A 23823-nucleotide genomic window follows, 5' to 3' on the forward strand; every position below is an offset into this window, starting at 1 on the left:
GGGCCAGATTTGAACTGACGACCTTCGGGTTATGAGCCCGACGAGCTACCAGGCTGCTCCACCCCGCATCAACGTGGGGCGTATACTACATACGTAGTATCCACTTGGCAAACGTTTTATTAAATTAATTACAATAGTTCACCTGACAGCCTGTTTTCAGCTAAGAAAACAGTACCCCACTGAACGTTACACCCCCTTGTACAGGCCTTCTCGCCCACTAACACCAGCCACATCTAAAAATGAATATCCTCTGAAAACATAAAATCTTCAGTCGAAAATGCTGACGATGAAATCTGTGGCTGATCAGGGATCTCTGTTGAATTCAAAAGAAATGCGGGTATCTACCTATAAAATCCCAATAGAAAAATCCTCTGTCTGAATAAATATATGCCACAAAAAACAGTCATATTTAGCCCGTCACTATCGGTTTCCCTGGTTGACTTGGCCTATTACCGCGACTAATGTTGACCGTCAGCACGCCCCAAAAAGGTATCGCTGAAAGGATAAAAATCCCGGCCTATCCGCCGGAACAATAACAACAATATATTCGCACCTGGCTGTGATCCGGCTGAGGTGAAAGGTAATCATCATGACCGACCACGTTTCCCTGTGGCGCACTCCCCTGTGCCGATCTCTCCTGTCTGGCTCTGCATCTCATGGCGGCCAACCTGTATCACCCTATCTGATAGCTCGCTCCCCAACGGTTTCGATTATTTCGCCACACGGCGTCTGAACCTCCGTTACCTGTCGTTTATTGTCTGATTCGTTCTGAACCGGAGCGCATAACTGATGCCGTTCAGAACCGGGAGCTATCAACATGAAAAATACCGTTTCTCTGCAGGATAAGTGGGAAAAGCAGTCTGGCAGGGTTTACCTGACCGGCAGCCAGGCACTGGCTCGCCTGCCAATGTTACAAGCCGCACGGGATAAAAAAGCGGGTTTACATACCGCCGGTTTTATCTCCGGTTACCGGGGATCTCCTCTGGGTAACTTCGACAAAACCCTGTGGCAGATCCGTGACCATCTGCAAGCGGCCAATATCGTTTTTCAGCCGGGCGTCAATGAAGACCTCGGCGCGACGGCCGTCTGGGGATCGCAACAGGTTAACGTCTTTGAGGGTGCCCGCTACGATGGCGTCTTTGGCCTCTGGTACGGCAAAGGACCGGGCGTGGACCGCACCGGTGATGTGCTGAAACATGCTAACGCTTTCGGTACGTCCCAATATGGCGGAGTACTGGCCATTGCTGGTGATGACCATGCCTGCAAATCATCAACCCTGCCGCATCAAAGCGATTACGCCTTTATGGATGCGATGATTCCGGTGCTCTACCCCTCCGGTATTCAGGAGATGCTCGATTATGGTCTGTATGGCTGGGCAATGTCCCGCTACAGCGGCTGCTGGGTTGCCCTGAAAGCACTGGCCGAAGTGATGGATTCAGCAATCTCTGCCAACCTTGATCATGAACGGCTGGCAATCAGCATCCCGAACAACTTCGAGCTGCCCGCGGATGGTCTGAACGCCCGCTGGCCGGATAAACCGCTACAGCAGGAGGAGCGCCTGCACCGTTATAAAATCCGCGCGGCTCAGGCATTCTGCCGGGACAACCGCTTAGACAAAATCATCATCAACCCGACACAGCCACGCTTTGGTATCGTCACCACCGGCAAGTCTTATCTTGATGTGCTGCAGGCACTGGAAGATCTGGGCATCAGCCATCAGCAAGCCGCAGACCTCGGTATCCGGCTATACAAAGTCGCGATGCCCTGGCCGCTGGAACCGGAAGGGATCTATGAGTTTGCTGAAGGCCTGGAAGAGATTCTGGTGATCGAGGAAAAACGCGGTCTGATCGAAGATCAATTGAAGGAACAACTCTACAGCTGGCAGGATCGCCATCAGGGCAGCCATCCCCGGGTGGTGGGTAAAAAAGATCATCTGGGCAGTGAACTGCTGACCAGCCTGAGCGAACTCACCCCGGCGATGATCGCCAGGGCAATTGCCGCACGTATCGCACCGTTTCACACCAGTCAGCAGATCAGTGAACGGCTCGCCTTCCTCAGCGAAAAAGAGTATGAACTGGCGCAGCCCCGCGCACTGTTAGAACGTACGCCGCATTTCTGTTCCGGCTGTCCCCACAACACCTCTACCGTGGTCCCGGAGGGCAGTCGGGCACTGGGCGGCATCGGTTGTCACTATATGGCCACCTGGATGGATCGCGGCACCGACACCTTTACCCAGATGGGAGGTGAAGGCGCCACCTGGATCGGTCAGGCACCGTTTACCGATAACAACCATGTGTTCCAGAATCTGGGCGATGGTACCTACTTTCACTCCGGCCTGCTGGCGATCCGTGCTGCTATCGCCTCCGGTGCCAATATCACTTACAAAGTGCTGTACAACGATGCCGTGGCAATGACTGGCGGCCAGCCCATTGATGGTCAGCTGACCGTACAGCAGATCACCCATCAGCTTTATGGTGAAGGGGTTCACCGTATCGCCGTGGTGAGCGATGAACCCAACAAATACCCCAGCCGCTCGGCATTTGCAGATGGGGTCACCTTCCATCACCGGAATGACCTGCAGGCGGTACAGATCGAACTGCGGGAGATTCCAGGCTGCACGGCAATGGTATATGACCAGACCTGCGCGGCCGAGAAGCGGCGTCGGCGCAAGCGCAGCGAGATGAACGATCCGCAAAAACGGGTGGTTATCAATCAGGAGATCTGTGAAGGCTGCGGCGACTGCGGTGTACAGTCCAACTGTTTATCCCTACTGCCCAAAGAGACTGATCGCGGCCGTAAACGCGACATCGATCAGTCCGCCTGCAACAAAGATTTCAGCTGCATCCGGGGTTTCTGCCCCAGTTTTGTCACCGTCAAAGGGGGCAAACTGCGTAAGCCTGCCCCTCTGGGCAAAGTGAGTCAGTTTCCAGAACTACCCATGCCGCAGTTACCCGGCTGTGCCACGCCTTACAATATTCTGCTGACCGGCGTTGGTGGCACCGGGGTCGTGACCGTCAGCGCCCTGCTGGGGATGGCAGCTCATATCGAAGGCAAAGGTGCCGGAGTGTTGGATCAGATCGGTCTGGCGCAGAAGTTTGGTGCCGTAATGAGTCATATCCGTATTGCCGAAACCCAGGATCAGATCCACACCGTGCGTATTCCTGCAGGTGAAACCGATCTGATGATCGGCTTTGATCTGATGGTCGGTGCCAGTGAAGAGGCGCTGGGCAAGCTGGATCGGCAGCGCAGTCAGGTGGTGATCAATAACCATGAAACCATGCCGGCGGCCTTCACCCGCGATCCTGATCTGCAGGTACCCACTGCCGAGATGGAACAGGTGATCCGCGATACCGCAAAACCGCAGAGCAGTTTCTGCCTCGATGCCACCACGCTGGCGACGAATCTGCTCGGTGATGGCATGGCGGTTAACCTGTTCTGCATCGGCTATGCCTGGCAGAAGGGGCTGATCCCACTGGAGATGGCATCCATTGAAGAAGCAATCACGCTAAATGGTGTGGCGGTTGAGGCCAACAAACAGGCGTTTCTCTGGGGTCGCCGTGCCGCACACAACCTGCAGCAGGTCGAACAGATCGTCACACCTGCCAGTGATATTCAGCCGGTCAGAGTTATGCCCGGACTGGATGAAGTTGTCCAGCGTGAAATGGATCACCTGACACAGTATCAGGGAGCGGCACTGGCACAACGCTATCAATCGCTGGTCAACAAGGTTGCAGAAAGTGAAAAGCAGCTCGGCAAAGGGGTCGCCCTGAGTCTGGCGGTTGCGGAAAACTACAGCAAAGTGCTGGCCTATAAGGACGAGTATGAAGTGGCCCGGCAACTGACATCCGCCAGCTTCCGACAGCAACTGGAAAGTCAGTTTGAAGGTGAGTTTGAACTTGAATTCAACCTCGCCCCGCCACTGATCTCACGCATCAACAGCACCACCGGTCGCCCGGTAAAACGCCGTTTCAGTGAGAAAATCATGCCGCTGTTCCGTCTGCTGGCGGGTCTTAAATCCCTGCGAGGAACGCCGCTGGACCTGTTTAGCTACAGCGCTGACCGTCGACTGGAACGCCGTCTGATCCGTGAATACGAGCAGGATATTCAGGCAATTCTGGATAACCTGAACCAGGCGAATCTGCAGGATGCACTGGCGCTGGCACGGCTGCCATCCACTATTCGGGGGTACGGTCCGGTCAAAGAGGCTGCTTATGAGAAAGCCCAACAGCAGCGGCAGCAACTGTCAGACCGAATCCGCCAACCCCGGGACGAAGCGCAACCCGCTACCGTTTAATAACAGACAAAAAAGCGCTTCCTCCGAAGCGCTTCAATAAAACAATAAAAGTTAACGAGTCAGGAAACCCCTTATGTCCGTTTTTAGTCATGCCGAATTTGATAACCATGAACAGGTTGTCTTCTGTCACGATGAGATCACTGGTCTGAAAGCCATTATTGCTATCCACAACACCAACCGCGGCCCGTCACTGGGCGGTTGTCGAATGTGGAACTACAGCAGCGATGCAGAAGCGCTCAATGATGTACTGCGTCTGTCCAAAGGGATGACCTATAAGTCAGCCCTGGCTAATCTCGATCTGGGCGGCGGAAAGTCGGTGATCATCGGCGACCCGCGCCAACATAAAACTGCTGATCTGCTGGCGGCGATGGGCCGCTTTCTGGAACGCACCGGCAACCAGTACATTGCAGCAGAAGATTCCGGCACCTCAGTGCCCGACCTGCAGGTGATGGCGCAGCATACCGACAACGTCGCCGGCATCACCGAGCGCACCGGCATTGATGGGCTGCCCTGCAACGGTGATCCCTCCCCGGCCACCGCCTATGGCACCTTTATCGGTTTAAAAACCGCCGTACAGTATCAACTGGACCGCACCGATCTGAAGGGTCTTAAAGTGGCGATTCAGGGAGTTGGCAATGTTGGTTACCGGCTAGCCGAACACCTGCATCAGGCGGGCGCTCAACTGTTTGTTACTGATATCCATCAGGAACAGGTGCAACGGGCGGTCAGCGAACTGGGGGCCACTGCGGTCGGCCAGAATGAGATTTTGTCACTGGATGTGGATGTCATCGCCCCCTGCGCACTGGGAGCGGTGCTTAATGATGAGTCTATCCCGCTGATCAAAGCAAAAGTCGTTGCCGGAGCGGCCAATAACCAACTGGCCTCGCAACGCCATGATCGGATGTTGCGCGAACGCGGCATTCTCTATGCTCCGGACTATGTCCTCAATGCCGGTGGCATTATCGATATCTACTATGAACGTATCGGCCACGAGCACACTAAAGTTCGCGCCCATATCGAAACCATCGCCGACACTCTGAGTGAGATTTTCCGCCGGGCCGATGCACAGGATCGCCCTACCGGCGAAATTGCGAACGCACTGGCTGAAGAACGCTTCAAACAGTGAGTTAACTCAACACTTCAAATAAGCCCATCGCCGATGGGCGGCTTCTCTGTGAAATAAAAATAACATCTGGAGATAACAAATGACTGAACTGGTTCAGAAACCGACTGTGGCTGACACTTCTGTCAACGCCCGTAAAGACCACCCCATGTGGTCATCACGTATGGCCTTTATTCTGGCCGCCAGCGGCTCGGCCGTGGGACTGGGAAATATATGGAAGTTTCCCTATATCACCGGTGAGAATGGTGGTGGGGCTTTCGTTCTGGTTTACCTGCTCTGTATCGCCCTGATCGGCATACCGATAATGATCGCCGAGGTGATGATCGGTCGTCGCGGTGGCTGCAGCCCGATCAACAGCATGCGAAAACTGACACAGCGGGATGGCCTCTCTAGCCGCTGGGCCTGGATCGGCGGCATGGGAATGCTGGCTTCCATTCTGATCCTGTCGTTCTACTCGGTGATCGGCGGCTGGGCACTCTCTTACGTCGGAAACTCCGCCAGTGGACTGTTTGTCGGTGCCAGCACCGAAGCGATTGGGACGATGTTTGGTAACCTGCTGGCCGATCCCTATACCCTGCTCCTGTGGCATTCGGTGTTTATGCTGCTGGTGATTATGATTGTCGCCCGGGGGCTCAGTTCAGGTATGGAGAAAGCGATTAATATTCTCATGCCTCTGCTGTTTGTCTTGCTACTGGTGATGGTGGGCTATGCCATGAGCAGCAACAGTTTTGCCGAGGGCTTCGTCTTTCTGTTTCAGCCGGACTTTTCCAAACTGACGACCGCCGGTGTGCTCACTGCACTGGGTCACGCCTTCTTTACCCTCAGCCTGGGTATGGGGGTGATGATGGCGTATGGCTCTTATCTGCCAAAACAGGTATCCATTGTTAAAACCGCCATTACCGTATCCGTTGTCGATACCGTCGTAGCACTGCTGGCAGGTCTGGCGATCTTTCCGCTGGTGTTTGCCAACGGGCTTGAAGCAGGTGCAGGCCCGGGACTGATTTTCCAGACCCTGCCAATCGCCTTTGGCCAGATGAGTGGTGGCGTACTGTTCGGCAGCCTGTTCTTTCTTTTGCTGGTTGTGGCGGCCGTGACTTCGGCAATTTCATTGCTGGAACCGCTGGTTGAGTGGTTTGAAGAGCAGCAAGGGGTCAGTCGTCTGGGTGGCACCCTGATTGGCGGCATCAGCATCTGGGCCCTGGGAATTCTGACGATTCTGTCACTGAATGTCTGGGCCGACGTTCATCCACTGGGAATGTTTGAACGCTTTGCCGGTAAAACCTTCTTTGACCTGTTCGACTATGCCACCGCCAACCTGATTATGCCGCTGGTCGGTCTTGCGACCGCGCTGTTTGTCGGCTGGTTTATGTCAAAGCAGGCCGCCGAAAACGAATTCGATATGGGCAGCGGGCTGGCATACAACAGCTTTATGTTTGTCATCCGCTTTATTACCCCGGCAGCGGTATTGGTAGTATTTATCTATAACCTGACCTGACCACTGAGCTTATTGTCGCTACAAGCCCTGCCTTTGCAGGGCTTTCCTATTAAGGCCGGGATAAAAATGACTGCAGTATTCTGAGACTTAGCGCTCGCTCGAAACAATAACCCTAAAATAACTATTGAATTATTTCCCTTCGTTCAGATTCATGTCAGCTTCGTCAGTAAGAATGCCCCTGACACTTAAACAGGGACCGCTAATGTTTATCTTGCGCTACAAAGAGAACGATCTGAATACAGCGAATCTGTATCTGAATCAGCAGATGATCTCAAAGATCAGCTCACTGACCCCCTCTGTTATCAATATTACCGGCGCCTTTGAACCGGAAAGGCAGCGCGTCACCGACTTTATTAAGCACATCTATAAAGAGAGCTATAACGCCGATATCGAGGTTACCTATCCGATAATCATGTCTGTACGTAATGCCGATGATGAGATTCTTGCCGCGGTGGGCATTCGCTATGCGGGTAAAGAAGCGCTGTTTCTTGAGCAATATCTGGATCAGCCGATTGAAACCGTACTCGATTGTGAGCGTTCGCAAGTCATCGAGATAGGCAACCTGGCGTCTGCCGGAAAAGGTGCATCGGCCTTTCTGTTTGCAGCACTGGCATCCTACCTTGAAAACCAGAAAATCCGCTATGCCACGATTACCGGGACACAGTTTCTCCATCGTTATTTCAAACGCACCGGACTTAACCCAAAAGAGATCTGTCGGGCGCAGTTTTCAGCCATCAGTGAACAGGATACCAACTGGGGTACTTACTACGATACTGAACCCCGGGTATTGGTGGGCAATGTTGACACCGGTGTCGCCCGGCTAAAAGCCCTCTTCGGTGCTGATTTCCGGGAGTGCAGACCGCGTTTGTTTCCCCGTCTCCACTTCAAAGCGGAGCACTAAGCCATGATCTTCGCTAGCATCAACCACCATGCGCCAGAAAAAATCGCCCTGCAGGACCGGCTACAGACCGTCTGTTACGGTGATCTGAACGCTGAGATAGCCAACCGGGCAGAACAACTAAGCAAGGTTTCAACCCTGGCTATCGCCCTGGATAACAGTGTCGAATGGGTGCTGTGGGACCTGGCCGCAATGCAGGCCGGGGTTGTCTGTATACCACTTCCACCGTTTTTTAGTCCGCAACAGACTGCCCATACCCTTTCCCATGCCGCGGTCTCACATATCGTTTCAGCGGAAGGACTGCTTGCCACCGGGATACAACAACCGGTTACCTTGCCGGAAACCACGGCCAAAGTAACCTTCACGTCAGGTACTACAGGACAGCCCAAAGGCGTCTGCCTGCCGCAATCGGCAATGGAAAATGTTGCCCACAGTATTGAACAGGTACTGGGGCCAGATTTTGTTGGCACCCATATGTGCATTCTGCCGCTGGCGGTGTTATTGGAAAATGTTGCCGGTGTTTACGCCGCGCTGATCGCCGGATGCAGCATCAGGCTCACATCATTGACCGAGTTTGGCCAGAACTATGAACAGATTCATGCACTGATCGCTGAAAACCAACCGACATCAATCATTCTGGTGCCGGAAGTGCTGCGCATCCTGTTGGCACAGATTGCCCAAAAAGGCCCTCTTCAGTCGCTTAAATTTATCGCTGTCGGCGGATCAAAAACCGATGCCAACCTGATTCTGCTGGCCCGAAAGATGGGCCTGCCAGTGTATGAGGGTTACGGACTGTCAGAATGTGCCTCGGTGGTTTCACTGAATACCCCTGATAACGACCAGCCTGGCAGCGTCGGTAAGTTGCTGCCCCATGTACAGGCAACCGTTGAGGATGGCGAAATCAGGATTCAAGACCCCGGATTTCTCGGATATATCGGCCAGAGCAGTGCTAGCAGCTTTAACACTGAAGACCTGGGAGCATTGGATGAAAACGGTTTTCTCTCGATCACCGGGCGCAAAAAGAACGTTCTGATCACCTCCTATGGCCGCAATATTTCTCCGGAATGGGTGGAAGCGTCGCTGCTATGCCAGCCGGAGATCGCTCAGGCGGTTGTTTATGGTGATGCACAACCTCACCTGAGCGCGCTGATTGTTCCCGTTTCTGAGACCGCAAATATCCAGCAGAGCATCATTAAAGCCAATCAGGGACTGCCTGAATATGCACATATCATGGATATCCGCGTGGTTGAGCCGTTCACCCTGAGCAACGGCCTGCTCACCGGTACCGGACGTCCCCGACGAGAAAAAATATTAGAACGGTTTAACAGCCTTTGAATTCACACCAGCTTATGCACCCAGAAACGTATTCCCGGAAAAATTTTCGTACGAAAAAACGTACAAGGAGATATTACATGACATTCTTTGACCTGCTGATTCAGGAAACCGAAACCGAACGTGCCGATCTTTATCAGGTACCCCAGTTAGCCAGTGCACTGCAAGGTAAGATCACGCAGGAAGCCTATCTCGCCTACCTGACTGAAGCGTTCCATCATGTTTCGCATACCGTGCCATTTCTAATGTCGATGGGGGCTAAACTGCCCGCCAATAAACTCTTTCTGCAAAAAGTGATCGCAGAATACATCGAAGAGGAGATCGGTCACGAAGAGTGGATTCTCAACGATATTGAAGCGATCGGTGGTGACCGGGAAGTGATTCGCAACAGCACCCCGGCCCTGCAAACTCAGGTGCTGATTGCCTACAACTACGATTATATCAATCGTAAAAATCCAGTTGGTTTTCTGGGCATGGTGTTCATGCTGGAAAGCACTTCAATCGCGATTGCCAATAAAGGGGCTGATGCGGTTAAACAATCGCTAAACTTGCCGGAACAGGCATTTTCCTATCTGCACTCCCACGGTGATCTGGATATCAGCCATATGCAGTTCTTTGAAAAAACACTGGAAAAAATAACTGATCCGAAAGATCAGGCAGCTATCATCGAAGTCGCCAAAAACACCTTCCGCCTGTTTGCTAACGTGCTGCGTACCATTCCGGGGGAAGGAGCCATTCGTAATGTCGCTTAAAGGTAAAAGCATATTTATTACCGGAGGCACAGGCGGTATCGGTGCACCCCTGGTGGAACTGCTGCGCGATGCCGGCGGAGATGTGATTGTCTTTAACCGCAAAGAGTCCGGTGACCTGGCAGAAAACATCGATGCGATTAGCCAGATGCTGTCACACCTGGCCCCGGATATCCTCATCAATATGGCCGGTTATAACGAGTGCGCCCACTGTGAGGACCAGCACCTGAATGATCTTATCGCCCTCAACCTGACAGTGCCTATGCGCCTGTCACAGGCGGTTTTGCCTGCTATGAAGCAACGCAACTCAGGCCAGATCATCAATATAGGTTCGATGATGGGGATCATTCCCCTGCCCTATTACTCCGGCTATGTCGCAGCCAAAGCCGGTATTAAGGCGTTTTCCGATTGTCTGCGACGGGAACTGTGTGACACCGCGATCAGGGTCACTCTGATTGCTCCGAGGGCAGTACAAACCAGGATGAACCAGGGTATCAGTCACGAGATCAACAGCCAGACCGGCACCGCCTATGATGCACCGGAGATAGTCGCTAAGCGGATCGTGGATGCTATCGTACTCGGAGAAAAAGAGGTTCGTTTTGGTAAGTCTGAGCGCTTCTTCGCGTTTATGAATGCCAACTTTCCTTCGGTTGTGGATAGCGGCCTGCGGAAAAACGTTAAGGTCGGCGAAGCGGTCTTTAACAGTCATAAAGCGCTGTTAACACAAGTTCCAGCCACTGAGCTGAATAACGCAACCTGATTCTGCCTGTCGGGTCGGTATCAGTAATAAGCGCGACCTGATAGTCCAGTCAGAAAACCTTTGAGGTCAATATGATGAAAAACAAACTCCTGATATCGGTTGCGGTGATGAGCCTCTACCTGCCACTCTCCAGCTCTTTTGCAGCCCAGGCCAGCCAGAGTGAGATGCTCAAAGATGTGGCGGTGCTGCAATCCGAATGGGCCAAAATCAAATACCAGATGAGCGATGAAAAACTCCAGCTCTCGGCTATTGAAAAGCTTGAACAGCAAGCAGCGCTAACCTCGGCTAAATATTCTGACTTTGCCGAACCCAAAATCTGGCAGGGCATTATTCTGTCGACCGATGCGGGCATCGTCAAAGGCCTGTCAGCACTGGGTAAAGTGAAAGAAGCTAAAAAACTCTTCGAGACCTCTCTGGAACAAAACCCAACCGCCTTGAACGCATCGGCCCATACCTCTCTCGGCTCACTCTATTATCAGGTGCCAGGCTGGCCTATCGCGTTTGGTAACGATGAGAAAGCGGAGCAACATCTTAAGGCAGCACTTGCAGTGAACCCGGATGGTATTGATGCCAACTATTTTTACGCTGACTTCCTCATGGAAAGCAAACGCTATGATGAAGCCAGAGTCCACTTTGAGAAGGCCCTGAAAGCGCAGGTTCGTCCCGACCGGCCGATTGCCGACGCCGGACGCCGCCATGAGATTGAAACAGCGCTGCTGAAGTTGTCAGCACTGAGTAAAAAATAGAGGAATTACCTCCCCTTCATTCCGCTTCTGTTTACTCAAAAAAATTCCCGGTACCTCCCGGGAATTTCTTTTTGCACTCTGTGAAAACCGTCATTTTTATGGGCTATCTTCCTCTGATCAGGAAAAGCGGATCACCACTTCAAAACCGTCTGTACGATCATGTGCCGGTGAATAAAACGCCAGTGTTCCTGCGCTGTGCTTAACAAAAGTATCGACTATCGCCAGGCCCAGCCCCGCACCTTCAGACTGATAACTTCCCCGTTCAAAACGGTTGGTTAAGCGCTGCAGTTTATCAGCCGGTATAACGTCACAACTATTAACCACATGAAGGGCATCATCGCCATCGTTGTAGATCAGAATTGGCTGATCCTGATGACCATATCGCAACGCATTTTCGATCAGGTTTCGCAGAATAATAGCCGCGGCATCCATATCCATCGGCCAGACCAGGTGTTCCAGACTGTCGTTGTCACAGTTAATCGGCGTGTGGATTTTCGCGCCCCGCTGATACTCCTCAATCAAAAAGGGGAGCAGAGTCATCACACTGGAGGTTTTACCACTGCGAAGCACAGACGCATCCGCCCGGGACAGTTGCAGCAGCTTCTCTGATAATCGTTGTAGCCGTTTTAAGCCCAGTTCCAGATCAGCAGCCCGCTGCTGCGTATCAGCATCATCCGACACCGCGATAAGACGCTGGGTCTGAGCCAGCAATGAAGCCACAGGGGTGCGCAACTCATGAGCACTGTTGGAGGCAAACTCCCGCTCGGCATAGATCGCCTGAGATATCTTTTGCATCAGGTCGTTCAGCGATGAAGTAATTGGAAGTAGCTCAACAGGCTGATGGCTATGATCAAACAGGGTCAGGTTGTCACTGCCCCGCTCACTGATATCACTATTGAGTTTAAACAGTGGCATTAATGAGTTACCCACCAGCCACCAGACCATAAAGCCAATCACCGGTATCACCAGCAACAGCGGGACGAGAAATCCCCACAGACTTTCAACAACCGCTTCAGCACGATGATCCAACGGCTCAGCGACCTGAACAAAAAAATCACCATTATGGATGCTCTCGGTATACACCCGGAACCCTTCCAGATTTTGAAAACCATCCACCAGCAACTCACTAAAGGGACGTTTGACAATGTCATGGGAGAAATGGGTTACATAACCATCTTTGGTGCGGATCTGATAGAGAAAATAGCTTTCATTCTCAGCCTCAGCAACGGGAGGGGTATGATCACTTTTTTTAGTTTCATCGCCATCGCTGTAATCATGGAGAGCCAGCGGAATCAGACGTTTGGCATTCTGAATCAGGCCATCATCTAAAACTTCATTTATCTCATCATTGAACACATAGGCCGAATAGCCGCTTGAAGCCAACCAGATCAGTGTCACAATAGACACGATAGAAACGACCAGCTGACGTTTAATACTGCGGTGTCTCATCAGCTTAAACCTTCATCCGATAGCCGATACCACGGATGGTTTCGATACTGGTTTTGCCAATCTTTTTCCTCAACCGGCTGATATAGACTTCAACAGTATTACTTTCGACCTCGGCGCCATATTCGTAAAGCGCATCTTCGATCACTGATTTAGCGACAATTGAGTTTTTATGCCGCAGCAAACGTTCCAGTACGGCCCACTCTCTGGAACTCAGGTTAGCAGGCTCGCCGGCATTAAGAATGATCTTATTGGTCAGATCAATACTCAGATCCCCAATCGCCAGCACCCCGGAACCATCCGCATAAAGACGCCGCTGTATAGCGATAATTCGCGCGGTTAACTCCCCCAGATCGAACGGTTTAACCAGGTAATCGTCGGCGCCGGCATTCAGCCCTTTTATCCGGTCAGATATCTGGTCCAGCGCGGTGAGAATAATCACCGCAACACTGTTTTTCGCTGCCCGAATCCGGGTCAGCAGATCCAGTCCCATGCCATCGGGCAGCAACAGATCCAGCAGAATCAAATCATAGGCGGTAGTATTCAGGCTGGCAGAGGCTTCTGATAACGTCTGGAACCAATCCACCGCATGCCCTTCGCTGGCGATATGTTCCCGTATCGCCTCACCTAAACCCCGTTCATCTTCAACCAGTAAAATTCGCACCCGCTCTCTCCACAGTTTTCCCTCCATTAAAAAATATGAACCTGACAGGGGCCTGAACAACCCTTGCCATACACGGGTAATCGACGCTGTTTACAGTATTTATCGAAGCATAGAGTTAAACACAAGCATCCTGCTTTTCAAAACAGTATATAAACCGGAAGTCAGTTGCCTCGCTAACGGCAAGGCATTGCCCATCAAAACAGTATTCAATGTGTTAATTCGCAGCCAAGCAACTGTTTTTTAAGCCTTTATACTCATCGATAATCGCTGGCACGAAATCCGCTTATAAAATTAATTACCCATTGAATCAACACTGTTTTGAAACGGCCCCACACAAGGGATTACCCGGGAGACTATAATGCAGACCCCTTCAGTTAACCCTCTTTCAGTACCCTATTCAGCCTCATCCTCCCCCTTCAGCCCGGTTCAGACTGATCTTTCTGGCGGCTTTGATACAGTCATCAGCGATGCGATGCAACGCGGCGCCAGTGATGATTATGTCAGTCGCCTTTTTAAAAATCAGGAACGGTTTGTACAACTGGCAGAGATGGCGGCGCAACAGCAACCCATCAATAGTAAAACGTTTCTGCAAAGCCTCAGCTATGAAGACCGGGAGGTGCTCAGAGAGGTTCATAGCCTGGCTGACTTTATTAATGACAGCAGGATCGGGCAGATGAGCAGTGAAGGCGCGAATAACCTGCTTCGGCTACCTCACACAGGACTGGATGCTGACAACGATGGATTTACCGATGTTGGGATAGGTAGAACCTTTATGTTCCCCAACTCCAATACGCCGGCAGAGGTTGCAGACGCCTGGAATAAAACCACAGAAGGGATGAGCTTTAAGGATAAAATGATGGCAGAAGGCCATCTGATGTCATCGCTGACCATGGCTAATATCGAAGTGGATGAAAATGGTCGTTTTGTGGCCCGCCATGAACCCGGCGATCCCGGCTATGTTAACCCGTTAGCCTCTCCAGACTTTTCCTATAAGGCGTGGTCAACTGACTGGCTGCGCTACCTGGAGGATTTCAAACTGCAGATGAGTAGCGATCAATACAGCAGAGGCAAACAGTTCTTTGAACGCTTTCTGCAGAATTTGCAGCAAACCGGAGCGGTTTAACCGGGCCATTGAAATAGTTCGGATAACGCAAAAAGGGGCTGAACAGTAAACGACAAAACTGCCGTACTTTTCCAGCCCCTCTGCTAAGTCAGTTTTAACGGATCACTCCGGATTATGGATTACGCTGTTGCATCTGATGCTGGCTGAACTCGTCGGTATCGAGCATCCCGTCCTGGTTCATATCCATATCTCCGAATGACTTCATATTGGCAAGATTACGCATGGGATATCCTGCCTGCACCCGCTCAGTGATGCGTGCATTACGGAAGGTGTTCATCTCGTCCTGACTGATGAAACCGTCGCCGTCCTGATCAACCTCGTTAAAGGAGGGCTGATTACGGCCTCCGCCCATCATCCCGTTCCCTGGTCCCATCTGTTGATTCTGACTCTTCATATTTCGCTGTGCAGCCTGAGCGGTCTGCAACTCAGCAGCACTCAGCTGGCCATCGCCGTTGCTATCCAGATCGCTGAACGCTGGCGCATTCGCCATACCCCGCATCGGAGCCCCTGCCGCAGCATTGTTTTGAATCCGCATATTACGGATATCATCAAACTCTTCCTGACTAATAACGCCGTTTCCATCCTGGTCATAAATCGCAAAGGGAATCGGCCCCTGTGCCGGGATATCAGCTGCCTGTGCAGCGAATGCAAACAAACAACCAGTTGCAATCGACAGTAGGGCGGATACAGGGAACAGCTTGACTCTGAGTCGTGTTTTCATGATAAGCCTCTACATGGTGAAAAATATGTTAAATGAGCTCATTAATACCCGCTCATGAATAAAAGCGCTTTGAGAAGCACTCTTCTAATCTACTCTCTTTAGATTACGGCCAGACCGCAACAGATCAATAAATAGTCAAAGAAGATAAGCACGCACCACTTTAGTGCAATAAACCAGACTATTGTGGTTTTCAAAACGCTCAATTAACCATCCACTCCGGACCATCGCCTGCTCCTATAAAGCCAGCCATGCCGATTCAGCCTCACTTATCCAGAGAAATACACCACAGAAAAAATTTATTGGCACAACCCTTCACCAAATATAAAAATGGTTCAATTATTGCTAAGTAAAACACAATAGCTTATCAGCTAGTGGTTAACTGGGTTATCACAACCCGCAGTAACCAAAGTCCACCAGAATATTTTGCATATACAGAGGTAGTCCATGAGCGGAAATGAATCACGTGTTAAAGCGGTTTACGAAATCACCACTGCAAAGCCGTTTGAAACCAAAATGACTGAGCCACTGAAAAAAATCTGGGCCTCTGATGTCTTTGGCTTACAGCAAATGGAAGAGTCTCTTTCAAAATCTGCGTTTAAAGCGATTAAGAAGACCGTTCAAAACGGCGCAGAGTTAGATACTGCGGTGGCTGATGTTGTTGCTGCGGCGATGAAAGACTGGGCGATGTCTCGAGGCGCTAAGTTCTTTTCTCACATCTTCTACCCGATGACCAATGCGACTGCAGAGAAACACGATGGTTTTGTTGTAACCAACTCAGATGGCGGCGCAATCACCGAATTTACCGGCAGCTTGCTGATCAAAGGCGAGCCTGACGGTTCTTCATTCCCGAACGGCAGCCTGCGTATGACCAATGCTGCCCGCGGCTATACTGCCTGGGATCCAACCAGCCCTGCCTATATCATGCACACCGCTAATGGCGCTGTGCTGATGATTCCAAGCGTCTTTATGTCATGGACTGGCGAAGCGCTGGATAAGAAAATCCCGCTACTGCGCTCTAATGCAGCAATGGATAAAGCCGCCAGGAAAGTACTCTCCCTGATGGGCGAAACTGAGATCGCAACCCTGAACTCCAGCTGTGGTGCAGAGCAGGAATACTTCCTGGTTGATGAACTATTTGCCAATACCCGCCCCGACCTGCTGTTAGCTGGCAGAACCCTGTTTGGTGCTTCCCCTGCTAAGGGTCAGCAGTTCGATGATCACTATTTTGGTGCAATCCCCGAACGTGTTCAGGTATTTATGCAAGACCTGGAGGACAAACTCTACCGTCTGGGCATCCCGGCTAAAACTCACCACAATGAAGTAGCACCCGGACAGTTTGAAATTGCGCCCTACTTTGAAGCCGCTAACGTTGCCTCTGACCACCAGCAACTGCTGATGACGCTGCTGAAGAAAACCGCTAAAGAACATGGCTTTGCCTGCCTGTTACACGAAAAACCATTTGCCGGTGTGAATGGTTCCGGTAAGCATGTTAACTGGTCTGTCGGTAACGCCACTCAGGGTAACCTGCTGGACCCAGGCTGCACACCGAATGAGAACCTGAACTTCCTGCTCTTTTGTGGTGCAGTAATCCGCGGCGTGCACAAATTTGGACCACTGCTGCGTGCAGCGATCGCATCTGCAGCCAACGACCACCGTTTAGGGGCTAACGAAGCACCTCCGGCAATCCTGTCAGTCTATCTGGGCAGTCAGCTGGAAAAAGTATTCGACGACATTAAAACCGGCGAACTGCATGTTCCAACCACTGGCGGCCTGATGGATCTGGGTCTGTCACAAATTCTGAAATTTGAACGCGATCCAGGCGACCGTAACCGTACCTCTCCATTCGCATTTACCGGTAACCGTTTCGAGTTCCGTGCGGTGGGTTCTTCTCAGTCTGTTTCCGGACCGCTGGTCGCAATGAACACCATGCTGGCGGACTCTCTGGAGTGGATTGCTGAGAAACTGGAAGCTGAACTGGCAAAAGATTCTGACAAAGCAGCGGCAGTATTCGCAGTACTGCAAGAACTGATGCAGCTGCATGGTAATGTTGTCTTTGGCGGCGACGGTTACTCTGCTGAATGGCACAAAGCGGCGGTCGAAGAACGCGGCCTACAAAACATTCCAACGACAGCAGATGCGCTGCCAGCGTTCAAATCACCTGAAGTCATTGAACTGTTTGCTAAGACCGGCGTTCTGACTCCAGTAGAACTGGCCAGCCGTTTTGAGGTATATGCCGAGCAGTATGTGCTGTCAATTGAGGTTGAAGCTAAGCTGGTTTCAGAAATGGCGACTACCATTATCTATCCAGCTGCTATCAACTACCTGTCCAGCATCGCCTCTACCGGTATTAAGCTGGATTACTCACCTGCCGGTGCTGTCGCTGAAACCGCGAGTGCGATGATGGCTTCCGTTGAAAAGCTGAACACGGCACTGGAATCAGAACACTTTGAGTCCACCGAAGCGCATATGAGCTTCCTGGCTTCAACCGTTCGCGGCCTGATGGATGAGGTGCGAGCTTCAGCTGACAAGCTGGAAACACTGGTTGCCGATGACCTGTGGCCGCTGCCAAAATACCGTGAGATGCTATTTATTAAGTAATAGCGTTTAAGATCTCACTCGCCCTTTCGGGGGCATCAAAAAAGCACTGACCGCGAGGCCAGTGCTTTTTTATTATTGGCGCTACCAATGTCAACAAACCCTAAGGAGGTGACTACAGCCTATGCGTAATACGATTTTATCTTCGGATCACTGGTCACCCTATCAAGATGAGCAAGCAGTTCCGGGGCGCAGTCTTGTACCAGAGTTGCCGGAAGATGATCCAGCATGCCAGAACCCAACCACTGAACCACAACAAACACTTTCAGATCAGCGATGGTTAAGCGGTTTTCGGCAAAATATTCCCCACCCTGTTTTATCAGACGCGCACCCAGCCATTTGAGGTAGGTAGTCAGCGGTCCGACTAACTGTTCGCGAGCGTTTCTCAGTGCTTCTCCGGTCATAGTCATTGTGGCCGATAGCTTATGACTGATATCTTCAACCACATCCATCACCTCGTCACACAATAGTGCCTGATAATCATCCTCAGGATAGAGGCCCGCCTGCTTACCGAAATAGCGGCACAGGGCGTTGGACTGGGTAATCTGTTCACCATTCAGCTCAACAACAGGTACCTGTCCAAAAGGTGTCCCCTTGCGCACCTCTGCAAACTCACTGAACTGAAAACGATAATCTTCAAAATCCTGACCAAGGCAGTGCAATGCCAGACGGATCGGCTCAGCCCGACCGCCATCAATGTCAAAATAGGTCACCTTAATCTTTTTCATGGGGAAACATCCTGATGTTTAACGGTGTGGTTTCGAACCCTCACAACAGAGAGGCCGGACTGCTCTTATAAAGCACTCTTACAAAGTACTTTTATAAAGTGCTCTGATGAACTCTTCTCATAGTCTATACAGCTGAAAACATCGATGGCCTGTTGCTGTCACCGCGATTATCGGGGGGGCTTGACTGAAAAGCCGTTAATAAAATGAGATCGGTTGCTGAGCTTTACGGAAACAGCCGAGTAGATTGTTATTATAACAGCCCTTATCAAGCCCGCTCATCAAAGAGAAACCCTTCGCTGAAGAGCTTCTTAAATACACCCGCATCAATCAATCGTTGGTTAATCTCTGCAAGTTTCTGATTCACTTCCGCAAGCTGCTTGTTGAAGTCCTGCATTTTTTCAGCCTGACCATCACTCTGCTCCTGCTGATCTTTAATACGATTTTGCAATTCCTCTGAACGACGCTCTTGCCTCAGCTTATCAGCTTCTTGCAAACTGCCGTTACCGCTTTCTGAGACCTGATTTTGTTGTGCTATATCTGCCCGTGCTTCAGCAGCCATTGCCGCTGCCCGGGCCGCTACCGCGCGATCCTGGGGTGAGGGTTCTGCAACAACAAGTGCAGCGCGAAGGATGACTGTAGCCTTCTCCAGAGTTGCTTGAGGGTCATTAGGCACCGGAGATGTATCGATACTGACTTCGCCACCCACCGCGTAGAGCCGGCCATCAGGTCCCCGCTGATACTCGAAGGTTGGCGCACCGGCATACTGCCCCCCTGCTGCAGCATGACTCAGTTCGTGCTGACGCACCTCCCGGTCACGGGCTGACAGCTCTTGCAACATCTGCTGCTCGTTACTCTGAAGATCTTGACTCTGTGCCTCTGTATTCCGGGGGGCTGTATTTTGGGAACCAGTGGCAGATGAATCATTGCTCGCGTCACGATTGAGTTTCTGTTCATCAGTATAGGATTCGGCTGAAACGCCTGCTGCTGGCGCATCAACGGGTTTTATTGAAGAGTTTTGCAGTGTTACGGTTGTGGTAATGGATGGTGTAGCGGAAGAGCCGGTTGAGAGTGAAGAGGGCAAAGAAACACCCGATACCGCGGGTTGGTTTTTGCCGGCAGTATAGCTGGATTGGTATGTATTCAGCGCAAGTGAATTGGCAGCTAACGATAACTGCATCACCCTCACCTCCTGTAAGTTATCTCCGACTCCTTACTTCTGAAAACTGAGCTCAGAAACCAATGCTTTAGAAACCAATGCTCTAGAAACCAACGCTTTAGAAAACCGATTGTTACAGCCCGCCTATTAAAGCACTTCGGTTCTTCAAACAATTGTCTAAAAACGCTGCAACTCAGGCCCGAACATCAATCAGAGTGCCCAAATTCCCATCCACAGACTGAACCACTTTAGTGGATGCAGCAACTGCGTTTTTTTCTACCGCCAGTTCAGCAATAGACTCGTTCATATCTCTGCCAGTGGCTTCTTCCGGAGTATTCGTTTTGCCTGAGCCGGCAATATCAGACGCCGCTTTTTGAACCCCATCCAGACCCCGATTGATGCCGAGGACCCCAGTACTCAGTGCTGAAGTAACATTCATAAACACACCTACTTTATTCACGCCTGCCTGCTGAACTGTTGCAGCAAGACTGACAAACGTTAACGGTATAAAACATCGTATCAAAAACTCATCAGACACCATTATAGCTCAGATAGGCATACAGGTCATTTATTGAACAATCAGTAATGGTTCTAAATCGATATATTTAGCTATATTCACGGCAGAATACTCCTCAATATGGGGTATCTCGCCCAATAATGGCGCCGACAGCATCGATTTAAGGGTTTCCAGATTTTCGTTATAACAACTCATTTCAGGTTCAGCCCGATTAGCAACCCAGCCTGCCAACCGTAGCCCGTCTTTGACAATCGCTTCAACAGTCAGCAGTGTATGACTGATACAGCCCAGCTTCATCCCCACCACCAGAATCACCGGGGTACGCAACAATTTTGGTATATCCGCCAGGGTCTGGCGGTTATTCAGCGGCACCCGCCAGCCACCAGCACCCTCAATAATCATAAAATCCGCGGGCTGCATCATCACGCCCCGGCAGAGTGCCGCTATGCGGTCTGCATCCAGACGACGCCCTGCCTGCTGTGCAGCAATATGGGGGGCGATGGGCGGTTCCAGCGCGATGGGATTTACCTGTTCATAACTCAGTTTTATGGATGCAGTCTGCTGCAGTATCAGCGCATCACTGTTGCGTAATCCTGCTTCGGTCTGTTCGCATCCAGCAGCGATCGGTTTCACCGCGACAGTAGAGAAGCCGCGCTGATTAGCCGCTTCCAGCAACCCAGCCGAAACAACGGTTTTGCCGACATCAGTATCGGTTCCTGCAACAAAGAAAGTGCGCTTAGCCATTTAGCCTATCCATTAATAAAGTCTCCGTAAAATACCTGGTAGGTCGCCGGCAGCATACCATCTGGCCGTCGAAACTGCTCATACGCCTGCTTAAAAGCGATCACTCGTGCTTTGCCGGTCAGGCCGTTCTGCCGGCCGGCACTGATATTGTGGGCACCAATCCCCTTTAGCTCAGCGGTCAGTTCACGCAATTGGTCGTACAGCAGCAATTCTTCTGTTTCTATCAGACTGACTTTTTGCAGATGACGAGCTGCACAGGTCTGCAAGGCGGTATAACTGATAAAACGATTCACATGCTGATAGCTATCTACTACTGACCAGGCGTCACGCAGTTCATGAAGGGTATTCGGTCCCAGCGTACTGAAAAGAAAACGCCCGCCAGGCTTCAATACCCGCGCAGCCTCACTAAACAACGCCGCAAGATCTTCACACCATTGAATCGCCAGAGAGGAGAAGATCAGATCAACAGAGTTATCCGCCAGCGGCAGACTCTCAGCATCACCGCAGAGCCACAGCGTGTTCGGGGTTTCGCGTGTTTGACGGGCATACCTGAGCATCCCCTGAGCCAGATCGAGGCAGACCAGCTGCTGTGGTTTCACCTGTTCAGTCAGTAGCGGCGCAAAATAGCCGGTACCACACCCCAGGTCCATCACCACGTCGGCAGAGGATGGGGATATTTGAGCCAGCAGATTATGACCGATTCTGCGCTGCAACTGGGCAACGCTGTCATAACTCACCGCAGCACGGCTGAATGATTCTGCAATTTGAGGTTTGAGGAACTGAGCACTCATAGACAGAACGTCCGGATCCTCTCTGCCAAACACTGCGGCGCAGACAGAAAGCCGACATGGGACTGGCCCGCTAAAACATTAACGTCGGCCTTCGGCTGCAGCAGTGAGAGCGCACCCGCCATCGCTGCCGGGGCAAGCATGTCCTGATCACAGAGCAGGTGCAGCGAGGGATGTTCGGTGGCGTTATAAATGCTGCGGTAATCATCACGTAACAGCGCCAGACTGTCGACCAGCGCAGGTGGCGTCGGCGCGACCTCAGAGAGTATCTGCTTCAATGATTTCAGATCGGCACGAGCAGTGGAGCTACCCTGCACCTGGAGCATATTAAAACGTTGCAGGGTTTTAGCCGGATTCGCTGCCAGATCATCTTCAAACTGGCTATAGGTTGCCTCGTCCATACCAAAACACCAGTCAGGCCGCTCGACAAAGCAGGGGCTGGTGCCCAGAGTAATAAGCCCGCTGACCCGCTCAGGGTAACGCTGGGCGAACTCCATGGCGATAATGCCACCCAGAGACCAGCCAAGCCAGACCGCGGATGCAGGCGCAACCTCAGCGAGCAACCGGGTAACCGACGCCAGATCATAGCAACCGGGCAGACTCGCTGCGCTGCGGCCCAGTCCGGGGAGATCAATCAGGATGATGTGGAAATCCTGTTGCAGCTCGGGCAGCAGTGTGTACCAAACCCCGCTGTGCATACCCCAGCCATGCAAGAGTACCAGTGGTTGTCCCTGTGGATTACCCTGTTGCTGAGAATAAAGCATCAATCCGTCATTCCTGTCATCACCTCACCAAGCGCTTCCAGCAATCTATCTAACTGCTCATCAGTATGAGTCGCGCTGATGGTGACCCTTAAGCGGGCCGCACCCTGCGGCACGGTCGGTGGCCGAATAGCACCGATAAAGATCCCTTTCGCTTCCAGTGCCGCGCTAATCGCCATCGCCCGGTCAGCTTCGCCCACCAGAATCGGCTGTATCGGTGTCGGTGATGCCATCAGCGGCAACCCCAGCTGTTCGCAGCCGTTGCGGAAACGTTGAATCAGATGGCTGAGTTTTTCCCGGCGCCACTCCTCCTGTTGTAACAGCTTCAGGCTGACACGGGTTGCTGACGCGATAGCAGGCGACATGCTGGTGGTATAGATATAGGTGCGGGCATGCTGAATCAGGGTTTCAATCAGCTCTTCAGAACCGGCGACAAATGCGCCTGAGGTACCAAAGGACTTACCCAATGTACCAACTAAGATCTGCACCTGATCATTCCCCAGGCCAAAATGATCAACCGTCCCGCGCCCCTGCTTACCGATACAACCAAAACCGTGGGCATCATCGACCATCACCCAGGCATTGTGGGCCGCAGAGGTTTTACAGATCGCAGGCAACTCAGCCAGATCGCCATCCATACTGAATACGCCGTCACAGACCACCAGCTTACGCCTGGCTTCGGTACGTTGCAGACGGGTATTGAGATTGCCCGCATCATTATGCAGAAAGCGCTGAAAACGGGCCCCGCTGAGCAGCCCAGCATCCAGCAATGAAGCATGATTGACCCGGTCCTGAAACACCGCATCACGCTTATCCAGCAGGGCATTAACCGCACCAATATTGGCCATATAACCGGTGGAAAACAGCAATGCCCGGGGACGACCGGTAAACTCGGCTAGCTCCTCTTCAAGCGCGTGATGTGCCTGACTGTGGCCATTCACCAGATGTGAAGCGCCACCACCGACACCATAGCTATCGGCCCCCCGTTTCAGGTCGGCGATCACGTCGGGATGGTTTGCCAGACCGAGATAATCGTTGGAACAGAATGCCAGACAGGCTTTGCCATCGACAATCACTTCAGGTGCCTGAGGGCTTTGTAAGATACGTCGCTGACGGTACAGCGACTGCTCTTTACGCGCCTGTAGTTCAGCGCTCAGCTGATCAAAAGACATGGTCAGATCCT

At 51.8% G+C, this 23823-nt stretch carries 20 protein-coding genes; 10 read left to right on the plus strand and 10 right to left on the minus strand.

Annotated features, from left to right (window positions below; genetic code table 11):
- The first annotated feature begins 817 nt into the window (after positions 1-817).
- The 8 genes from Q0499_RS00030 (at position 818) to Q0499_RS00065 (ending at position 11397) form a co-directional block, all read left to right on the plus strand.
- Entirely contained in the window at positions 818-4294 is a 3477-nt protein-coding gene (locus tag Q0499_RS00030) for an indolepyruvate ferredoxin oxidoreductase family protein (RefSeq protein ID WP_299194403.1), read from the plus strand.
- 73 nt (positions 4295-4367) lie between these two features.
- The gene (locus Q0499_RS00035) at positions 4368-5420 is read left to right on the plus strand and encodes a Glu/Leu/Phe/Val dehydrogenase dimerization domain-containing protein (RefSeq protein ID WP_299194405.1); all 1053 of its coding nucleotides are present in this window, start codon (positions 4368-4370) and stop codon (positions 5418-5420) included.
- Between the two features lie 145 nt (positions 5421-5565).
- Positions 5566-6912 (plus strand): sodium-dependent transporter, encoded by a 1347-nt coding sequence (locus Q0499_RS00040; RefSeq protein ID WP_299194516.1) that lies wholly within the window; start codon positions 5566-5568, stop codon positions 6910-6912.
- A 202-nt stretch (positions 6913-7114) separates the two neighbouring features.
- Positions 7115-7813: a thermostable hemolysin gene (locus tag Q0499_RS00045; RefSeq protein WP_299194408.1), complete on the plus strand. Its 699-nt coding sequence runs from the start codon at positions 7115-7117 to the stop codon at positions 7811-7813.
- Between the two features lie 3 nt (positions 7814-7816).
- Complete coding sequence (locus Q0499_RS00050; RefSeq protein ID WP_299194411.1) at positions 7817-9145, plus strand: AMP-binding protein; 1329 nt, start codon at positions 7817-7819, stop codon at positions 9143-9145.
- A gap of 77 nt (positions 9146-9222) precedes the next feature.
- The gene (locus Q0499_RS00055) at positions 9223-9894 is read left to right on the plus strand and encodes an iron-containing redox enzyme family protein (protein WP_299194414.1); all 672 of its coding nucleotides are present in this window, start codon (positions 9223-9225) and stop codon (positions 9892-9894) included.
- Entirely contained in the window at positions 9884-10651 is a 768-nt protein-coding gene (locus Q0499_RS00060; protein WP_299194417.1) for an SDR family NAD(P)-dependent oxidoreductase, read from the plus strand. Before Q0499_RS00055 ends, Q0499_RS00060 begins: the two co-directional genes overlap by 11 nt.
- 74 nt (positions 10652-10725) lie before the next feature.
- Complete coding sequence (locus Q0499_RS00065; protein ID WP_299194420.1) at positions 10726-11397, plus strand: tetratricopeptide repeat protein; 672 nt, start codon at positions 10726-10728, stop codon at positions 11395-11397.
- Positions 11398-11514: 117 nt separating this feature from the next.
- Here Q0499_RS00065 and Q0499_RS00070 read toward each other — a convergent pair whose 3' ends face one another.
- Together Q0499_RS00070 and Q0499_RS00075 are read right to left on the minus strand one after the other, a co-directional pair.
- Entirely contained in the window at positions 11515-12846 is a 1332-nt protein-coding gene (locus Q0499_RS00070; protein WP_299194422.1) for an ATP-binding protein, read from the minus strand.
- Between the two features lie 4 nt (positions 12847-12850).
- The gene (locus tag Q0499_RS00075; protein WP_299194425.1) at positions 12851-13534 is read right to left on the minus strand and encodes a response regulator transcription factor; all 684 of its coding nucleotides are present in this window, start codon (positions 13532-13534) and stop codon (positions 12851-12853) included.
- 331 nt (positions 13535-13865) lie between these two features.
- Here Q0499_RS00075 and Q0499_RS00080 point away from each other — a divergent pair, with 331 nt between their 5' ends.
- A complete protein-coding gene (locus Q0499_RS00080; protein WP_299194428.1) occupies positions 13866-14630 on the plus strand; it encodes a hypothetical protein in 765 nt (254 codons plus the stop codon).
- Positions 14631-14742: 112 nt separating this feature from the next.
- Here Q0499_RS00080 and Q0499_RS00085 read toward each other — a convergent pair whose 3' ends face one another.
- Positions 14743-15351 carry a hypothetical protein gene (locus tag Q0499_RS00085; protein ID WP_299194431.1) on the minus strand — a complete coding sequence of 203 codons (609 nt, stop codon included), beginning with the start codon at positions 15349-15351 and terminating at the stop codon, positions 14743-14745.
- Positions 15352-15795: 444 nt separating this feature from the next.
- On the opposite strand from Q0499_RS00085, the gene Q0499_RS00090 reads away from it, so the two are divergent.
- Positions 15796-17949, plus strand: a complete 2154-nt coding sequence (locus Q0499_RS00090; RefSeq protein ID WP_299194433.1) for a glutamine synthetase III — start codon at positions 15796-15798, stop codon at positions 17947-17949.
- Between the two features lie 119 nt (positions 17950-18068).
- Here Q0499_RS00090 and Q0499_RS00095 read toward each other — a convergent pair whose 3' ends face one another.
- The 7 genes from Q0499_RS00095 to bioF all read right to left on the minus strand — a co-directional run bounded on the left by Q0499_RS00095 (position 18069) and on the right by bioF (position 23812).
- Positions 18069-18674 (minus strand): glutathione S-transferase family protein, encoded by a 606-nt coding sequence (locus Q0499_RS00095; protein ID WP_299194436.1) that lies wholly within the window; start codon positions 18672-18674, stop codon positions 18069-18071.
- Between the two features lie 265 nt (positions 18675-18939).
- Positions 18940-19851: a putative metalloprotease CJM1_0395 family protein gene (locus Q0499_RS00100; protein WP_299194439.1), complete on the minus strand. Its 912-nt coding sequence runs from the start codon at positions 19849-19851 to the stop codon at positions 18940-18942.
- Positions 19852-20023: 172 nt separating this feature from the next.
- Positions 20024-20269: a hypothetical protein gene (locus Q0499_RS00105; RefSeq protein ID WP_299194442.1), complete on the minus strand. Its 246-nt coding sequence runs from the start codon at positions 20267-20269 to the stop codon at positions 20024-20026.
- 129 nt (positions 20270-20398) lie between these two features.
- A complete protein-coding gene (gene bioD / locus Q0499_RS00110; RefSeq protein WP_299194445.1) occupies positions 20399-21091 on the minus strand; it encodes a dethiobiotin synthase in 693 nt (230 codons plus the stop codon).
- Between the two features lie 5 nt (positions 21092-21096).
- Positions 21097-21882, minus strand: a complete 786-nt coding sequence (gene bioC / locus Q0499_RS00115) for a malonyl-ACP O-methyltransferase BioC (protein ID WP_299194449.1) — start codon at positions 21880-21882, stop codon at positions 21097-21099.
- The gene (locus tag Q0499_RS00120; protein WP_299194452.1) at positions 21879-22643 is read right to left on the minus strand and encodes an alpha/beta fold hydrolase; all 765 of its coding nucleotides are present in this window, start codon (positions 22641-22643) and stop codon (positions 21879-21881) included. The genes bioC and Q0499_RS00120 overlap by 4 nt, the downstream gene beginning before the upstream one ends.
- A complete protein-coding gene (gene bioF, locus Q0499_RS00125; RefSeq protein WP_299194455.1) occupies positions 22643-23812 on the minus strand; it encodes an 8-amino-7-oxononanoate synthase in 1170 nt (389 codons plus the stop codon). The genes Q0499_RS00120 and bioF overlap by 1 nt, the downstream gene beginning before the upstream one ends.
- Between the last annotated feature and the right edge of the window lie 11 nt (positions 23813-23823).

The sequence above is a fragment of the uncultured Amphritea sp. genome, assembly GCF_937127095.1.
GTDB lineage: Bacteria > Pseudomonadota > Gammaproteobacteria > Pseudomonadales > Balneatricaceae > Amphritea.

Excerpts from the sequence above, each read along its gene's own strand:
- Q0499_RS00030 (WP_299194403.1), top strand. The coding sequence starts at position 818 with ATGAAAAATACCGTTTCTCTGCAGGATAAGTGGGAAAAGCAGTCTGGC.
- Q0499_RS00035 (WP_299194405.1), top strand. The coding sequence starts at position 4,368 with ATGTCCGTTTTTAGTCATGCCGAATTTGATAACCATGAACAGGTTGTC.
- Q0499_RS00040 (WP_299194516.1), top strand. The coding sequence starts at position 5,566 with ATGTGGTCATCACGTATGGCCTTTATTCTGGCCGCCAGCGGCTCGGCC.
- Q0499_RS00045 (WP_299194408.1), top strand. The coding sequence starts at position 7,115 with ATGTTTATCTTGCGCTACAAAGAGAACGATCTGAATACAGCGAATCTG.
- Q0499_RS00050 (WP_299194411.1), top strand. The coding sequence starts at position 7,817 with ATGATCTTCGCTAGCATCAACCACCATGCGCCAGAAAAAATCGCCCTG.
- Q0499_RS00055 (WP_299194414.1), top strand. The coding sequence starts at position 9,223 with ATGACATTCTTTGACCTGCTGATTCAGGAAACCGAAACCGAACGTGCC.
- Q0499_RS00060 (WP_299194417.1), top strand. The coding sequence starts at position 9,884 with ATGTCGCTTAAAGGTAAAAGCATATTTATTACCGGAGGCACAGGCGGT.
- Q0499_RS00065 (WP_299194420.1), top strand. The coding sequence starts at position 10,726 with ATGAAAAACAAACTCCTGATATCGGTTGCGGTGATGAGCCTCTACCTG.
- Q0499_RS00070 (WP_299194422.1), bottom strand. The coding sequence starts at position 12,846 with ATGAGACACCGCAGTATTAAACGTCAGCTGGTCGTTTCTATCGTGTCT.
- Q0499_RS00075 (WP_299194425.1), bottom strand. The coding sequence starts at position 13,534 with ATGGAGGGAAAACTGTGGAGAGAGCGGGTGCGAATTTTACTGGTTGAA.
- Q0499_RS00080 (WP_299194428.1), top strand. The coding sequence starts at position 13,866 with ATGCAGACCCCTTCAGTTAACCCTCTTTCAGTACCCTATTCAGCCTCA.
- Q0499_RS00085 (WP_299194431.1), bottom strand. The coding sequence starts at position 15,351 with ATGAAAACACGACTCAGAGTCAAGCTGTTCCCTGTATCCGCCCTACTG.
- Q0499_RS00090 (WP_299194433.1), top strand. The coding sequence starts at position 15,796 with ATGAGCGGAAATGAATCACGTGTTAAAGCGGTTTACGAAATCACCACT.
- Q0499_RS00095 (WP_299194436.1), bottom strand. The coding sequence starts at position 18,674 with ATGAAAAAGATTAAGGTGACCTATTTTGACATTGATGGCGGTCGGGCT.
- Q0499_RS00100 (WP_299194439.1), bottom strand. The coding sequence starts at position 19,851 with ATGCAGTTATCGTTAGCTGCCAATTCACTTGCGCTGAATACATACCAA.
- Q0499_RS00105 (WP_299194442.1), bottom strand. The coding sequence starts at position 20,269 with ATGAATGTTACTTCAGCACTGAGTACTGGGGTCCTCGGCATCAATCGG.
- bioD (WP_299194445.1), bottom strand. The coding sequence starts at position 21,091 with ATGGCTAAGCGCACTTTCTTTGTTGCAGGAACCGATACTGATGTCGGC.
- bioC (WP_299194449.1), bottom strand. The coding sequence starts at position 21,882 with ATGAGTGCTCAGTTCCTCAAACCTCAAATTGCAGAATCATTCAGCCGT.
- Q0499_RS00120 (WP_299194452.1), bottom strand. The coding sequence starts at position 22,643 with ATGCTTTATTCTCAGCAACAGGGTAATCCACAGGGACAACCACTGGTA.
- bioF (WP_299194455.1), bottom strand. The coding sequence starts at position 23,812 with ATGTCTTTTGATCAGCTGAGCGCTGAACTACAGGCGCGTAAAGAGCAG.